This window comes from Adhaeribacter sp. (genome assembly GCF_057359045.1).
In genome coordinates, this window is record NZ_JBMQUD010000080.1 from 1 (window position 1) to 15,332 (window position 15,332).

Here is a 15,332-nt window from a genome sequence, read left to right on the forward strand (position 1 = left end):
ACCCTGAATTTTAGGCATTAACCACTTGCGGCTGGCAATATTGGGTACCACGCCCTGGTTCACAAAAAATGCCATATCGCGGTCGCGCGGAATAGGTTTAAATATCTCGCCTTTTTCGTTCTGCTTATCAAAACGGGCCCAACGCCATTGGTCGTCGTGGCGGTCCCAATCGCCGATAAAGAAATCAAACAGCCGGGCCCTCACCACGGCTTTCTGGTCTACTTCGTTGTCGTTATCTTCCTGCAGTTTTTCCAATATTTTATCGGTGCCGCTTACGTTCTCAGAATTACCAAAATAAGGTGCATCTGATTGATCTTCGTCGGGTCGTTCTTCAAATAACCCCAGCGTGTTTGCAAATCCGGTGCGGTATTTACCAAAACGCGGGTCGTCGGGAATGTAAAAATATTGGGGATTGGTATGGTAAATTTCGGCTGCCTCTGATAAAGCTGGCAAAATAATGGGCGCGTACGGGTGCGAAGCCGAAATCTGGTCTTTTACCACATCGGCGGCAATGGTGCGGCGCAAAGCCCGGGGCAAGGTAGCCGCCGGATATTTTTCGACGCTGCGTAAAACATATTCCCGGCCGTTGGCATCGGCCAAACGCAAAGAACGGGTCTGGAAGCCCCCTCCCTGCTGCACCACTTTTAAGCCCCCGTGCATTTTACCAATATCAAAAACCGGCAGCGTTACTTTTTGCTCCCATTCGGGCCGGTAGTTTTTACCCATCAGCCACTTCCGGAATTTACCACCCCGATAATCAGTGCTGGCCGTAACGGTAACCGTACTATCCGAAAAATCAAAAGTTTTGCCTTTTAAACTTTGCGCCAACATGGCCTGGGTGGGCTTGCGCATTAACAAGGCCCGGTAAGCCACTTGCCCGGCCGGCCCATTTTGGTTATTTGCCTTACCGGTGGTCCAAAGCTCGAGCCAGGCCTCGCCGTTTTCATAAAAATTAACTTTAGCCAAACCCGGATTATTCATGGTAAAAAGTACCTGGTCTTTGGCATCGGGTTTAATTTTGGTAGCCATAGTACCCACCGAAACATAATGAATGCTATCATTGATGCTATGGCGCAAGGCCGTACCATTACTCTCGATGTAAATAAGGCCGGGATGCTGTTTAAAAAACTGGGCAAAAGCCCGGCGCAAATACCGGTATTCCAGCGCTTTTATATCGGCGGGAACATGGGCCGCCACCACTACCTGCTTTTCAGCGTAGTTGCGCAAAATATCATCCAGCAAAGCAATTACCTGCGAGGGCCGCGTTGCCGGACAAGTGCTAAATTCATCGGTTATTTCGTTGCCCGGCAACAGGCGTTTGGTATCCAACACCAGCAGGAGCAAGTCTTCGTTTATGTGCATTTCCATCGGGCCCGGACAACCACCCTCCGGCACAAAAACTTTATCGTTTTGCAATACGTCCGAAATAAATTTTTCCTGATTCCGGTAATATTTATCTTCGCTCTTTTTACGGCCGTAGCTGCCCGGAATAATGTAAGTCTGGCCTTCGTAACCGTTCAATGGCGCTAGTTGTTCTTTAAGCGCATTTTCGACCGGCGCCCGCTCGGGGTTATTCAGGCCGGCCAGCTTTTGCGGATAAAACGGATTACCAATAAAAACGACACTGCTGTTTTTCCCAGCATCGGGCAATTGTTGCCGGAGTACCGGTGCCACCGCCGGCGAACTGGCAGCACCGGTATTCCCGACTAAAAACAAAGAGTAAGTAGGTTGGCCTACGGGCGCAGCCGGCACTTGGCCAAAACTGAAAACTGGGGTAAATAAAGATAAAAATGTAATTATCGTTACATAATTAAGTAGGCGGAGGTGCATGTTTTTAACGTTTCAAATAGTTCATTTACGTAGCGGGTAGTAAGCCAGAAATCGGGTAAAACTATATTTTTGCCGCGGTGGCCGCTATTCCCGATTACACTACGTTTGAATGCTATTGAACGTTTGCTTTCGTACTTTCCAAGGCAAAAGTCTCGTTCTCGCAAGGCACCAGCCGGAACATAAGTTGGCGTTTTTGGTCTAGCCACGCGTATTCCTCACCTTTTACCCGGGCACAATTGGTGTTTAAAATTTTTTCCCAGTGTTTTAATTTCTCGTTCGGATAAATGCTGGCAGTCTTTTCGCATTTCTCGTCGCGGAAATAACAAATCAAATAAAGCGAACCGGCTTCGGCTTTGTTGCTCCAGATAGTCATATCGGGCATATCTATGAGCAGCGTAGCGCTTTGCTTTACCGACGAAATATACTTTTTCTTTTTGCCCAGCAAGTCCTGGGCCGATAAAGTAAGGGGCAAAAATAAAATAAGGAGTAGAATTATTTTCTTCATAAATATTAAATTTTAAGCATGGTGTTTCTTTTATATATTAATCCTAAACACAAATATAATTATAAATTAAATTTACATACAAGCTTTAAAAGCAAGCATTTATATATTTTCACCACCGAAATTTAACTATTGTCTCTTAAGTATTTAAAGTTAAAATTTATATAAATAAATTAATATAAATTACATCAGTGTTAAGTTAAACCCGTACATATTTAGCCAAGCTCTATTTTAAACAAAGTTTTAGTTGTAGGCTTGGCTATATCAAGGCAACATTTGATTGCTGGGCTTTAACGGTGCTTAATGCCTAAAAGGGTTCAATATTGAAACAGAGGACATTGTGGCTAACTAGAAAGAATGGTTCAGGAATGATTATTATTTTCTTCAGTTCTCTCTTATGGAAAGTGGCATTCCAAAAAATACTTGGCTGTGCAATAGCGCTGGGCTACATTAAGTAATTAGAAATGTTCTGTTGGGTATAGTTTTTCGTTTATCAGAAGTAGAGCTATCTCTAAAAATAGAACCACGAAGAAGTAGACCAGGAATATTTTTAAACAGAAAAGTAAAATTGAAGCACCAAATGGGTTAGTACCCACTATTACATGCGTAGGTAATTGGAAGGGAATATCAATTTTTATTAAAATATATGTAACGCCGGCACCCGGAGTAAATTAGCAGGAATATTTAAATTAGCAAAAAGCTGATTAGCCCATAACCAAAGTAGTAATGCGCTGCTCTATTTTATAAATGTATGTTTTAATTTTTTCGTTCTTTTCGTTGTTTCTCTTTAAGTCCAGGCTTTGCAAATACCGTAAATATTCGAGGCACTCGCTCAAATCAGATTGCTCAAAAGTGTTAAGGGGTGGTAAGTTGGCAGAGGATTTAGCAGTTGATTTCATAATTTAAAAAGCGAAATGAGGTTTAAACTAAATTTAGCAAGCTAAGCGGTTCCGGTAAAACTTGGGCTCAATGGCAGGTTAAAGGTAGATTTTAATACCGGCAGCAAATGGTTTAGTGGTAAGTCTGGCCCTGGTTAAATCAGCAAGAAAGAATATCCAATAAATTTAATATAAACAAGTTAAGTAATGGAGTCAGGTTGTTTAAAAGCACATTCTAACTCCATTACGCTTAACAACTATGCTACCATAAGTTGTTTAAATCGTTTTTCTAGTTTCTGAATATACACTGTGTTTTCAGCAGATTTTAAAGCGGCTGCTTCGAGACTTTGCAGGTGGCGCATAAAGGCAATACATTCCCGGATATTAAAATTCTCGAGATTATCGACCTTGGTTAAGATAAATGGCTTTGTTATTTTTTCCTCAACCATAACATTTAAATTTTCATTTACATTATAGAGCATTAGAACTTCCGGTATTCTTAAAACTGCGTGGCCCAAGCTGTCTAAAATAAATGCTTTAAGCAATGCCCTAAAACTGGCATTTTGCACTTATTGGTTAATTACATCTTTCTATTTGAACAATTAAATTAATATAAAATTCCGAAACATATATTATTTAACTGATAATTAAGTGTTTACTGTAATATTTACGTATTTACCGTAACAGCTTTACCCATTAAAGACGTATTAAATACATAAATATCCGTTTGAATAATATTTACCCGAAACAAGTACCTAATTGCACTATTAATATTTTTGCTTGCTTTTATTCAGGCATGTTCTGTATATAAATTTTAATCAACCCAATAAAACCTGGTTTAACTGCATTAATTTTTAGCTTAAGCCAAGCTGTTTTTTTAATCTTTGGCCAGTTGAGAAAACAGATTTATAGCCACCCCGCCTCAACAGCCGTAGGCAACCAGCATATTTAAATTTTGCCCTTGCCCATGTTTACGCTAAGCTCTACCCTATCTGTTGGTTATAATTTAATTTTTGGCCTCTATTTTATAAAACATGGCCTTGTTAATATTTATTAAATCCTGTAACTTAAAACGGTAGCCTATTGGTACCGTGTTTTTAAAATAAAAAATATTACCTTACCTTTTGCCGCAAAAAATATCCCTCGATTATAAATTTATTTTCCACCCCTATGAAAAAAGCATATATTTTTTTACTGCTTGGTTTATGGCTACAAACTGGTTTTATCCAGGCGCAGAACACTAACTGGAAATTAGTATCCGGTAAAATAACTTCACCGTGGGCCGAAAAAGTAAATCCGGCCAAACCCTTGCCCGAGTACCCCCGCCCCCAGATGGTTCGGGAAAACTGGATTAACCTGAACGGCCTCTGGGACTATGCTTTGCAGCCCAATAACCAGCAAGAAAATGCGCCAACTACTTTTAGCGGCCAGATTCTGGTGCCCTATCCCATCGAATCGGCTTTGTCGGGCGTAGGTAAAATGGTGGGCAAAGACAATGTGCTGTGGTACCGCAAAAGCATAAATTTACCGGCTAAATTCCGGAATCAGAATGTGTTGCTGCACTTTGGGGCTGTAGACTGGCGCTGCGATGTTTTTGTAAATGGCCGCAAAGCCGGTACCCACGAGGGCGGTTACGACCCGTTTTCTTTTGATATTACGGGTTTGCTTAAAAGCGGCGGACAGCAGGAAATTACCGTACGGGTCTGGGATCCCTCCGACGACGGTCCGCAGCCCCGGGGCAAACAGGTAAAAGAACCCAAAGGCATTTGGTATACACCGGTAACGGGCATCTGGCAAACCGTGTGGCTCGAAGCCGTTCCTAAAACGTACATTCTAAGCACAAAACAAACCCCCGATCTAGACGCCCAAAGCCTGAAAGTAACTGCCCAGGTACAAAATTCGCAAGCCAGCGACCGGCTCCGTATTTCGGCCTGGAACGGCAAAACCAAAGTATCGGAAAAAGAAGTAGCAGCCAACGCCGAAGCCGTTCTGCCGGTAAACAATCCGCAGCTTTGGTCTCCGGAAAAACCATTTTTGTACGATTTGCGGGTAGCAGTGGTACGTAACGGCAAAGTGGTAGATGAGGTAAAAAGCTACTTTGCTATGCGCAAAATTAGTATGGCCCCGGATGCCAAAGGCATTCAGCGTATGCTCCTGAACAACAAGTTTGTATTCCAGTACGGCCCGCTGGACCAAGGCTGGTGGCCCGATGGTTTATACACTGCTCCTACCGACGAAGCGTTGCTGTTTGATATCCAGAAAACAAAAGACATGGGTTTTAACATGATTCGGAAGCACGTAAAAGTGGAGCCCGCCCGCTGGTACTACCATTGCGATAAACTGGGCATGCTGGTGTGGCAAGATATGCCTAGCGGCGATTTGGGTAACCGCTGGGATTCCCGCCCCGGTATTGCAGGCCGCGCCACCGACAAAGACCGCACCCCAGCGTCGGAGAAAATATTCCGGACCGAGTGGAAAGCCATTATGGATGCCACGCATAATTTCCCGTCGGTAGTAGTGTGGGTACCTTTTAATGAAGCCTGGGGGCAGTTTAAAACCGAAGAAATTACCAACTGGACCATGCAATACGACCCCTCGCGACTGGTAAACAGCGCCAGCGGCGGTAACTTTCACCCGGTAGGACATATTATTGATTTACACAATTATCCCGAACCAGCTATGCCGCTACCTAGCCTGTATGGCAGCAAGCAAATAGTGGTATTGGGCGAATTTGGCGGTTTAGGCTTACCCGTTGAAGGCCATACCTGGCAGGATAAAAACAATTGGGGGTATCAAACTTTTAAAAATAACGACGAATTATTTCAGCGGTACCGTTCGTTTATGGATAGCCTCGAAGGCATGATCCGGGATGGGTTATCGGCGGCCGTTTACACCCAAACCACCGACGTAGAAATTGAAACCAACGGTCTGATGACTTACGACCGCAAAAATATTAAAATACCGGTTACCAGTTTAAAACAAGTGCACGAAAAGCTATATAACCCTACGCTGGTGAATGTAAAATAAATAATTTACAGCTACGCCTGAAATAAAATACCCGGCTCCGTTTAATCAGAGCCGGGTATTTTATTTTAGTTAGTTTATACAATTATTATAGACGAAAAACATGAAAATGCTGTGCTCTGGTTAATTATACCAAAGAGCAGATTTTCCTTATTTAGTTAATCGTCGTCATTGTCATTGTTATTTGCGCTCAGCAAAATTACCACCCCGGCTACTACGGCAGCACCTACAGCTAATTTAGTAAGCAGCCCGGCACGGTTGTGTTTCCACTCGGCTTTATAGCCTTTCTCAGCAAAAATATTAGGTACGTGGCCATGGCTTAAATCGTCCAGCACGCCTTCTACTACATTTACCCGGTCGGCCATGAGTAAGGGCAACCAGTGCAAATAACTGTTTTCGCTGTACCGGAAAGCAAAACGCCGAATCATGCCGCTAAGCCCGGTTGGTGGCGCCGCCGTACCAAAAACAGCGGTTACGTTTGGGCGTTCGTTCGAGTGCAGCACTTCTACATCAATAGGTTGTTGGGTTGGCCGGGGCCAGCTATAACCTTTGTGTTCTTCGTTGGTGCGGTGCTTCATCGGATACGTTGGATTGTTGTTTGGATCCGCATCTACGCCCCAACCTTTTATATGCGAGTAATCTTTAGCTAAATTTTCCATAATTATTTCTTTTACATTCTGGCTGATGGAGGAATAAGAACCGGTTTGATGCAATTATCCAGTTTGGCCGAGAACATGCGGTAAGCATCCGATACTTCTTCTAAAGGTATCCGGTGGGTAATAATACCTTTGGGATTTAGGGTACCGTTTTGCACGTGCTCAATTAAGCGGGGCAACAGGCGTTTTACCGAAGCCTGGTTAGCCCGAATGGTAAGACCTTTGTTTAGCACATTGCCAATCGGAATCAGGTTATCGGTAGGTCCATAAACGCCTACAATAGATACGGTACCGCCTTTTTTAACGGAGTTAATGGCCCAATGTACAGCAGTAGCCGAGCCGGCTTGCAGCAGCAATTTACGTCCGGTAATGGTTTGCATTGCATTACCAGCGGCTTCGGCCCCTACGGCATCAATTACCACATCGGCTCCCATCCAGTCGGTTGTTTTTTTCACAAACAATACCGGGTCTTCCATTTCTTTAAAATTGTAAGCTTCGCATTGTGCGTAATTGCGTACAAACTCCAGGCGGTAGTCTAACTGGTCGATTACAATAACCCGCCCGGCTCCAAAAAGCCAGGAACATTTAGCCGCCATAATACCTATAGGGCCAGCGCCAAAGATTACTACGGTATCGCCGGGCTGGATACCACCCATTTCGGCGGCCTGGTACCCCGTGGGCACCACGTCGGTAAGCAACACCGCATCATCGGGGTCCATGCCTTCCGGAATTACCGTTGGCCCTACGTTGGCATAAGGTACCCGCACGTATTCGGCCTGACCGCCGTGGTAACCACCTGCTGTATGCGAGTAGCCAAAAATACCACCAACCGCCGTAGCTTCGGGGTTAGATTCGTGGCAATTGCCAAACAAGCCTTGCTTACAAAAAGCACACTGGCCGCAAGCAATATTAAAAGGCACCAATACCTGGTCTCCTACTTTAACTTTAGTTACTTCCGAACCTATATCTTCTACTACCCCAATAAACTCATGCCCAAAAGTTGTGCCCACGCGGGTATCCGGCACATTGCCATTGTATAAATGCAGGTCAGAGCCGCAAATACAAGAGCGCGTTACCCGGACAATCGCATCCTGCGGATGTTTTATTTCCGGCATGGGCTTTTGTGCCAGCCTGATCCGCTTTGGCCCCCGGTAATCCATTGCTAACATAAAAATCTTCCTTTCTTTTTAAGGTGAAAAAATATTTAACCTATTATTTTGCTTTTTAACCGGATTTATAATTTTTTCTATTCCGGAACATTCCTCTAGATTACTTAATTACTTAATTAAAGTTGCAGGCTCTACCTGATTTGCCCTATACAACGCCTGTTCTTTGGCTACCTTTAATCACCTCATTTATATAGCAGTAAGAGCCGCACCCAGTCGCAAAAAATTGCTTAAAAAGCCCTTGTAGCAGCAGCAGGTAAATATTTATTAACTTTTAACAGACATTTTATTTTAAGTACACCTGATAAAATCCAGGGAGTTTTTTTTATTACCTATATAATTAAACTTATACACAAACCTGCCCTTAGGCCGGCTGGGCCAAGGGCAGGTTGCAGCCGAAAAAGATGCAGCGTTTGGCTAATGGCTTAGAGGTGCTTATATCTATTAAATCCTACCGGAGCATGCTTAAAAAGAAGCTTTTCAAAATATTTAATTTATTTAAATAATACCACGAATTATTTTTAGATTTGTACTGTTTGCTCCGGTAAGTACTATTATTTACTTTAATAATAATTTAAAATTATAATCTTATTTAATCTATAAATTATACAATGACGAAAGAGCTTACAAATCCTTTTGGCCGGGTTTACTTAACCATTGATATAGACGACCATAATAAATGGGTACATGTAAACTGGATGGGCTACCTGACCGAGGATAATATAAAAACCGGAGCTCTTGCTTATACCAATGCCCTGGCAGAGGCCGGCTACAATTGTGTATTAAATGATACACGCCTGGTAATAGGAAGCTGGGACCATTCTCTGGATTGGGTATTAAACGACTGGGGGCCACGCGCTGCCCGGGCCGGGTTAAAGCATTTTGCCATGATTACCACCCCCGAATCTTTTGCGGAATCTACAGCGGCTAATTTTTACAACCGCTTAAAATCTTTTCAAGTCAAAGTATTTGACGATAAACTAAAAGCCGAAGATTGGTTAAAACAATTTTCTCTGATAAAAAGCATCCGGTAATTTCTAAAAACGCTAACCTAATTTACCGGCCAATAAATAAATAATTAATTAGATTATTTATTAATCTAAACTTTAACCTTGCTCTAAATATTTATTTATTATTAGCCCAGCTAGTTAATAATTAGTTTTAACTAGCTGGGCTAATATTTATCTTTTAATTCAGAATCATTTCGTGGTTGTATTTACTACGGTATTGCACCGGCGATAACCCGGTAATGCGTTTAAAAGTATCCCGGAAAGCTTTCGGGTCAGAATAACCTACATTGTACATGACTTCGTTCACGTTTTCGCGCGAAGTTTCGAGGCTCATTTTAGCGGCTTCTATTTTTACCCGCTGCATATATTCAACCACAGTGTTAGCGGTCGCTTTTTTAAACCGGCGTTCCAGGTTCCGGCGACTTAGGGCTAAGGTATCGGCCAACTGATCAACGGTTAATTTTTCCTGAATGCTGTTTTCTATAATTTCCTGCGCTTTTTTAATAACCTCGTCTTCGTGGTTTTTCTGGCCGTTAAATATTACAAACGGCGACTGGCTCCGGCGCTCAATATCTATCTGGAAGGCTTTAGACATAAATACCGCTACATCGCGGCCTACATATTTTTCGATGAGGTATAAAATTAAATTCAGATAAGAGAAGGCACCGCCACTGGAATAAATACCTTGTTCGTCGGTTATAATTTTGTCTTCTACCAATTGCACTTCCGGAAACATTTTCCGAAAATCATTGGCAGCCATCCAGTGTGTAGCGCATTTACGGCCGTTAATTAAACCAGTTTGCGCCAGCATAAAAGCGCCTACGCACAGGCTCCCCACCTCGGCACCAGCTTTGTATTGCTGATTAATCCAGGGAATAAATTCCTGGTTATTTTCCAACGTTTTGGGCATGTCGCCGTCCAGAGCCGGAATAATTATCAGGTTGGTTTTGGCAATATCCTGCAACACGGCATCGGTGTAAACGGTGTAAATGCCACCAGCAGCCGGCACTTCTTTGGTGCGGCCTACTAATTGCACTTTAAATAGCGCGGGCTTGCCCATGCTTTTTAATAATTTGTTTACCTCGGTAAAAACCTGGCGGGGGCCTTCTATGCTGCCCAGAATGGCCCCCGTAGGAACCAGAATAGAAATGTGTTTCATGATGGTGCGTATTTTTTAATATATATCCTATCAATATTTAAGTCTCTCCGCCTAGATTACCCAACCTGTTTTACCGGTAAACCTTGTATTAATGCGCGTCTTTAACTAAGCCGTTTCCCCGTGCTGTTCACCGCATATTATTCTTGTATAACGTACTACTATTTAATATTTTGCCTGACTTGGTTAATCTTTGCCTGCGGCCAAAGCTAATACAAAACCTTGTCGCAATCAACCCCTTATATTGGCGTAAATACACCCCTATGTTTCTCATTTTTAACGGTATGTTTGTATCATTAGGTAAGTAAAAGCAGCCTTTATGGCAGCCAGAACACGCATACTGAAATACAAACTAGCCAGAAAAATATTAAGATAAGTGCACCGGCTGATATGCCTTAACCGGTACTAGCAAAGAACAGCGCCCAAACCAGATATTTTTACTGGTAAGTAAATAATTACCCAGGATGCTTCAGCCGAATTTTAGGTATTTTACAATACAGGTTTATTTGATTAAAGAATATGGTAGAAGTTTTTAGAACCAACGTTGCCGAACCGGGCCAGGCCAATATGCTGCTGGCCCAGATCCACCAAAAATTTAATAGCTATCAAGCTAATTTCGATCTGGAAGATTGCGACAAAATTCTGCGGGTACAAAATGCCGACGGTTACATTCCGCCTTCGCCGTTAATTAAATTATTAAATACGTATGGCTTCGAAGCCGAAGTACTGCCCGAAGATTAGTCCGCACGAGCCTAAATTCTCTTTAGGCTACTTAGCAACCAACCACCGCAGCTAACCAGACCAAACTTTTCTTAAAATTTTACGCTTTATAAGTTATTTTTTTTAAGAACATGATTATTAACCATTTATTAATTAGATAATCGAACAATTGAATGTACCAGGTTCCGTGCGGCTCTTTGTTAAATGTAAACTTTTTGATTTCCGCATCGGTGGTATTGTGTCCCGCTCAAAACTATGAGCAGCAGGGCAGTTGTTATCGTTAGTTTAATAATTTCTGTCATGTTCTAAAACAAGCCCAGAAAAGGAAAGTTTCGAAAAAAAACAGTAAACCCGGATGCATTTAAATGATTACGCTCTGCAAATAAATGTAAGATGCCGGGTACTATAAGGTCTGGAATTAAGAGAAATATAGCCGCACATTCTCCGGACCTATGCAGACCAATATTTACTAAAATAGAACTGGTTTATTACTTTAATGAAGAGCCTTTCAGCTGCCAGTGGAGTGGTTATCAATGCACATTATTTTCTCTAACCTATTTGCTGGCGGGTAAAAACAGCCAGCCAGGGCTGCTGTAACTTAATATCTAAAATACCAGCCGGGTATACAGTTAATTTATGTAACTACTTAGCCCGCCCAATCTTTATCTTTTGATTTTTCAGTTTTTCGTTTTGCAGTTTCTGTAATAATGAACTGGCTTTAGCCCGGTTTACGGCCACAAAAGTTACGTAAGCCTGCAGGTCAATTAAACCTAGCTCCTCTTTTTGTAGTTGGCCTTTCTGCAGCAGAAAACCTACCACATCGCCTTTACTGATTTTATCTTTTTTACCCACGCTCAGGTACAAGGTTTCCCAGGAACTGGGCGGCGGCAAAGTTGGGCGCGTCGGTAAGGTTTCTGTGGGCAAATTAGGCGGCAGGTAGGTTGGTGTCTCGCCGGGGTTTAGCAGCACATAAGCTGTACCTGTGGCCTGCATGCGGGCCGTACGGCCATTGCGGTGCAGGTAGGTATCAGGGGTACTGAGTTCGTAATGCACTACGTTTTCAATAGCCGGTATATCCAGACCACGAGCCGCTAAATCGGTGCTCAAAAGCAGGTGATACGTACCGTTCCGGAATTTAAATAAAGCGCGTTCGCGGTCGGGTTGCTCCAGCCCGCCATGAAAAATACCGTGCGACAAGTGCTTTTGGGTTAAATACTGGCTAAGTTCTTCTACGCTATCGCGTTGGTTACAAAACACCAAGGTGGGTGCGTTGCCCAGCTTACATAACAACCGGAACAAAGTGTCGGCTTTATTAGCGTCCGTTACCGGCACAGTTTTCACTTTTAAATCAGGCGCACTGGTAATATCTTGCAGAAAGTTAATTGTAGCCGGGTTTTGCAGTCCTGTAAAAGCTGGTATATGGGCCATGGCCGTAGCCGAGGTTAAGAGTCGGCGCTGCACGTTGGGTAATTGGCGGATAATGTATTCCATATCGGCTTCAAAGCCAAACTCCAACGACTTATCAAATTCATCGAGCACCAGCGTATGAATGGTGCCGGCATCAATATTGCCGGAACGCAAATGAAACGCCAGGCGGCCCGGTGTACCTACCAACAGGGCCGGCGGATTGGCTAAACTGTTTTTTTCGGGATTAGTTGCATGACCACCATAAAAGCATTTAATGCCATAACCGGTACCCATTTGCCGGAATACCTGCTCTATTTGTAACGCCAGTTCGCGGGCCGGCACCAGCACCAAAGCCTGTATACCGGGTATCTGGGGTTGCAGCCGCGCCAGCAGCGGTAATAAAAAGCCCAACGTTTTGCCCGATCCGGTGGGGGCCAGCAATACCATATCCTGCTGCGCCGCAGCGGCCAGTGCCGCTTCCTGCATGGGATTTAATCCGGCAATATTTAGTTTCTCAAGCGCCTGTGCCAGCATATTTTTTAATTTGCTACCCAGTAAAGGTACGGGAAATATTAAGGAATTGGGTAAAGCCTAATTTTACCTATTTTGTCTGTAATTGGGGCGGTATTATTAGCAAGCAGAGAATCAAAGAGAAATCTCTCCTGATTTATTATGGGCGGCAGAATTAGTGAAAAGTTCTGTAACAGAAAATAGCTTATTCTCAAAACACCAGGCTGGTGGATAATAATAGATGTAAAACCGGTGGTTACAATTGACTTCTTAAAAATACATAAAAAGCTGTGCTTATGCTATGTATTGCAAAGGTTCCCGGTTATGGGCTTCACCAAACATAGTTCCTTTTATCTAACTGATGCTAAATATTTAATAGACGTAAATAATTTGAAATATCTGACAATAAAATTACATTACATCCGACATCACTTAAAACTACCTATGAAATATCTCTTAACCATAATTATTGTGCTTACTTGTTTTGTAGCACAAGCACAGTCTGCTAACATGAGTAAAATAATAGGAACCTGGGAGCTTACCCAGGCTACTTACAGTAGAGATAATCAGGTTACTACTGCTACTCCGGAAAGAAATAATTTCAGAAGATATAAAATCATTACCCCCACTAATTTTGTTGTAATCGACATAGACCCCAAGACGAATATTACCAGAACCAGTATATTGGGAACGTACACCTTTGCCAACGGCAAATACACCGAAAAATTATTGAATGTGAATCAGGAAGCCCGAACCATGATTGGATCACAAAACACATTTGACCTAAAATTTGATAATGCGGATATGATGGCGATAGTTGGAGGCTTTAATGGTTTTAAAACAGATGAAAAGTGGAAAAGAGTTAAAACCATGCCTTAACGGGTAAATATCCTTCTGCTTGCCTCACATACATATCAGTTGTGCCCATTACCTAAACATTTACTCCGATGGTGAACTACGACTGGTGTAACTTATAAATAGAAATATCCGCTCTGTTGTTCCTGCTTTGCATAGTGTACTGCGCAATACAAAGTATAAACCAAAAGATTGCCTGCCACTACTTGTAAGGTGTATCAGGTGCCCAAACTCAGCTTACATGAAAAAACGTTACCTGTGCTTTCTCCTGCTTTTTACCCTGGCGCAAACGCTTACTGCGCAAACAAACAAAATACGGGTGATTGTTTTTGGAGCCCACCCCGACGATTGTGATATTGCAGCCGGCGGTCTGGCGGCACTTTATGCGGCGGCCGGCCACGCGGTAAAATTTGTTTCGCTTACCAACGGCGACAAAGGCCACCAGCAAATGGATGGACCTGCCCTGGCCCAACGGCGTTTAAAAGAAACCCAGGAAGTAGCTCGTCGGCTTGGGATTACCTACGAAGTGCTGCAAAACCACGATGGTGAATTATTGCCCAGCTTAGAAAACCGGTTAGCTGTAATCCAACGCATACGCGAATGGAAAGCCGATATCGTAATTGCGCCCCGCCCCAACGATTACCACCCTGACCACCGCTACACGGGTGTGCTGGTGCAAGATGCCTCTTACCTGGTAATTGTGCCTAATATTCTTAAAACAATACCACCGCTCGAGAACAACCCGGTATTTTTGTATTCCCGCGATAATTTTCAGCGGCCAAACCCTTTCCGACCCGATATTGCCGTAGATATTTCGCCGGTATTTAACAAAAAGCTCGACGCCTTGGATGCCCACGTATCGCAGGTATACGAATGGTTACCCTGGACCAACCACGACACCACCGTACCCCCAGGCCCAGCAGAGCGCAAAAAATGGCTCGCAAACCGTTGGCAGATCCGTAACCAACCCACCCCCGAAATAAAACAAACTTTAGAAAAATGGTACGGCCCTGAAAGGGCAGCCAAAGTAACTCAGGTAGAAGCTTTTGAAATATGCGAATATGGCAAAAAGCCCACTGAAGCAGATATTCGCCGGCTATTCCCGATGTTACCGGCAAAACCCTGATAGAATGCGGCTTACCTCAATCTAAAAGGTTACATTTTAGTAGCAGGCGCACCTTATACCATAGCCATATTGCCTATTTTTAATACCTTATCTAAGAACAGAAATTCATCACCCCAGATGGACGCACAGGGCTCTTCTAAGAAATTATACCAGAGCAATTTAACGCTGCAGGCATTATACAAGTGTTGACCCGGCAATGCCATGCCCGCTACGCGGTGCTTTCTAATTCTACTTGAGCAAATAGTATTCCGGTTGTGCGTAGAGCGGTTCACCAGCGCTACGCACAACCGGCACTGGTATAATTTCAGATTATTTTGTCTTGTAAAAAAATTGCCACGATTCGGTAAACCTATTTACATCTTCGGGAAAAGCATGCTCTCCGCCATTTACTTTTAGCAAGACTATTTCCGGCTTTTTACCTTGTTTATAGGTATACTGGGTAATGGTTTGTTTGTTATTTGGGTTGGAGTCCGGCAACTGTTCTACTTTTGG

Annotated in this window: 12 protein-coding genes and 2 pseudogenes; 5 read left to right on the forward strand and 9 right to left on the reverse strand. The window is 43.2% G+C overall.

The window, feature by feature from the left end:
* From ACO1R6_RS12660 to ACO1R6_RS12675, 4 genes and pseudogenes are all read right to left on the reverse strand, one after another.
* Positions 1-1,830, reverse strand: a pseudogene (locus tag ACO1R6_RS12660) (hypothetical protein); the annotation flags it as partial.
* 112 nt (positions 1,831-1,942) lie between these two features.
* Positions 1,943-2,335: a hypothetical protein gene (locus ACO1R6_RS12665; protein ID WP_486265228.1), complete on the reverse strand. Its 393-nt coding sequence runs from the start codon at positions 2,333-2,335 to the stop codon at positions 1,943-1,945.
* A gap of 701 nt (positions 2,336-3,036) precedes the next feature.
* Positions 3,037-3,231 carry a hypothetical protein gene (locus ACO1R6_RS12670; RefSeq protein WP_486265229.1) on the reverse strand — a complete coding sequence of 65 codons (195 nt, stop codon included), beginning with the start codon at positions 3,229-3,231 and terminating at the stop codon, positions 3,037-3,039.
* A gap of 236 nt (positions 3,232-3,467) precedes the next feature.
* Positions 3,468-3,779: a hypothetical protein gene (locus tag ACO1R6_RS12675; protein WP_486265230.1), complete on the reverse strand. Its 312-nt coding sequence runs from the start codon at positions 3,777-3,779 to the stop codon at positions 3,468-3,470.
* A 601-nt stretch (positions 3,780-4,380) separates the two neighbouring features.
* Between ACO1R6_RS12675 and ACO1R6_RS12680 the strand changes: the two genes are divergently transcribed.
* Positions 4,381-6,237 (forward strand): glycoside hydrolase family 2 protein, encoded by a 1,857-nt coding sequence (locus tag ACO1R6_RS12680; RefSeq protein WP_486265231.1) that lies wholly within the window; start codon positions 4,381-4,383, stop codon positions 6,235-6,237.
* Positions 6,238-6,392: 155 nt separating this feature from the next.
* Here ACO1R6_RS12680 and ACO1R6_RS12685 read toward each other — a convergent pair whose 3' ends face one another.
* A complete protein-coding gene (locus tag ACO1R6_RS12685; RefSeq protein ID WP_486265232.1) occupies positions 6,393-6,893 on the reverse strand; it encodes a hypothetical protein in 501 nt (166 codons plus the stop codon).
* Between the two features lie 11 nt (positions 6,894-6,904).
* Positions 6,905-8,059: a zinc-dependent alcohol dehydrogenase gene (locus ACO1R6_RS12690; RefSeq protein WP_486265233.1), complete on the reverse strand. Its 1,155-nt coding sequence runs from the start codon at positions 8,057-8,059 to the stop codon at positions 6,905-6,907.
* A 608-nt stretch (positions 8,060-8,667) separates the two neighbouring features.
* On the opposite strand from ACO1R6_RS12690, the gene ACO1R6_RS12695 reads away from it, so the two are divergent.
* Entirely contained in the window at positions 8,668-9,090 is a 423-nt protein-coding gene (locus ACO1R6_RS12695) for an STAS/SEC14 domain-containing protein (RefSeq protein WP_486265234.1), read from the forward strand.
* A gap of 154 nt (positions 9,091-9,244) precedes the next feature.
* On the opposite strand, the gene ACO1R6_RS12700 is transcribed toward ACO1R6_RS12695, so the two are convergent.
* Positions 9,245-10,225 carry a GlxA family transcriptional regulator gene (locus ACO1R6_RS12700; protein WP_486265235.1) on the reverse strand — a complete coding sequence of 327 codons (981 nt, stop codon included), beginning with the start codon at positions 10,223-10,225 and terminating at the stop codon, positions 9,245-9,247.
* 516 nt (positions 10,226-10,741) lie between these two features.
* Between ACO1R6_RS12700 and ACO1R6_RS12705 the strand changes: the two genes are divergently transcribed.
* Entirely contained in the window at positions 10,742-10,963 is a 222-nt protein-coding gene (locus tag ACO1R6_RS12705) for a hypothetical protein (protein WP_486265236.1), read from the forward strand.
* Positions 10,964-11,584: 621 nt separating this feature from the next.
* On the opposite strand, the gene ACO1R6_RS12710 is transcribed toward ACO1R6_RS12705, so the two are convergent.
* Complete coding sequence (locus ACO1R6_RS12710) at positions 11,585-12,883, reverse strand: DEAD/DEAH box helicase (protein ID WP_486265237.1); 1,299 nt, start codon at positions 12,881-12,883, stop codon at positions 11,585-11,587.
* 420 nt (positions 12,884-13,303) lie between these two features.
* Between ACO1R6_RS12710 and ACO1R6_RS12715 the strand changes: the two genes are divergently transcribed.
* Together ACO1R6_RS12715 and ACO1R6_RS12720 are read left to right on the forward strand one after the other, a co-directional pair.
* Positions 13,304-13,738 (forward strand): hypothetical protein, encoded by a 435-nt coding sequence (locus tag ACO1R6_RS12715; RefSeq protein ID WP_486265238.1) that lies wholly within the window; start codon positions 13,304-13,306, stop codon positions 13,736-13,738.
* Positions 13,739-13,955: 217 nt separating this feature from the next.
* On the forward strand, positions 13,956-14,840 hold the full coding sequence (locus tag ACO1R6_RS12720) for a PIG-L deacetylase family protein (RefSeq protein ID WP_486265239.1): 885 nt from the start codon (positions 13,956-13,958) through the stop codon (positions 14,838-14,840).
* A gap of 309 nt (positions 14,841-15,149) precedes the next feature.
* Here ACO1R6_RS12720 and ACO1R6_RS12725 read toward each other — a convergent pair.
* A pseudogene (locus tag ACO1R6_RS12725) lies at positions 15,150-15,332 on the reverse strand (poly(3-hydroxybutyrate) depolymerase); the annotation flags it as partial.

Coding starts and splice junctions, on each gene's coding strand:
- ACO1R6_RS12665 (WP_486265228.1), bottom strand. CDS start 2,335: ATGAAGAAAATAATTCTACTCCTTATTTTATTTTTGCCCCTTACTTTA.
- ACO1R6_RS12670 (WP_486265229.1), bottom strand. CDS start 3,231: ATGAAATCAACTGCTAAATCCTCTGCCAACTTACCACCCCTTAACACT.
- ACO1R6_RS12680 (WP_486265231.1), top strand. CDS start 4,381: ATGAAAAAAGCATATATTTTTTTACTGCTTGGTTTATGGCTACAAACT.
- ACO1R6_RS12685 (WP_486265232.1), bottom strand. CDS start 6,893: ATGGAAAATTTAGCTAAAGATTACTCGCATATAAAAGGTTGGGGCGTA.
- ACO1R6_RS12690 (WP_486265233.1), bottom strand. CDS start 8,059: ATGTTAGCAATGGATTACCGGGGGCCAAAGCGGATCAGGCTGGCACAA.
- ACO1R6_RS12695 (WP_486265234.1), top strand. CDS start 8,668: ATGACGAAAGAGCTTACAAATCCTTTTGGCCGGGTTTACTTAACCATT.
- ACO1R6_RS12700 (WP_486265235.1), bottom strand. CDS start 10,225: ATGAAACACATTTCTATTCTGGTTCCTACGGGGGCCATTCTGGGCAGC.
- ACO1R6_RS12705 (WP_486265236.1), top strand. CDS start 10,742: ATGGTAGAAGTTTTTAGAACCAACGTTGCCGAACCGGGCCAGGCCAAT.
- ACO1R6_RS12710 (WP_486265237.1), bottom strand. CDS start 12,883: ATGCTGGCACAGGCGCTTGAGAAACTAAATATTGCCGGATTAAATCCC.
- ACO1R6_RS12715 (WP_486265238.1), top strand. CDS start 13,304: ATGAAATATCTCTTAACCATAATTATTGTGCTTACTTGTTTTGTAGCA.
- ACO1R6_RS12720 (WP_486265239.1), top strand. CDS start 13,956: ATGAAAAAACGTTACCTGTGCTTTCTCCTGCTTTTTACCCTGGCGCAA.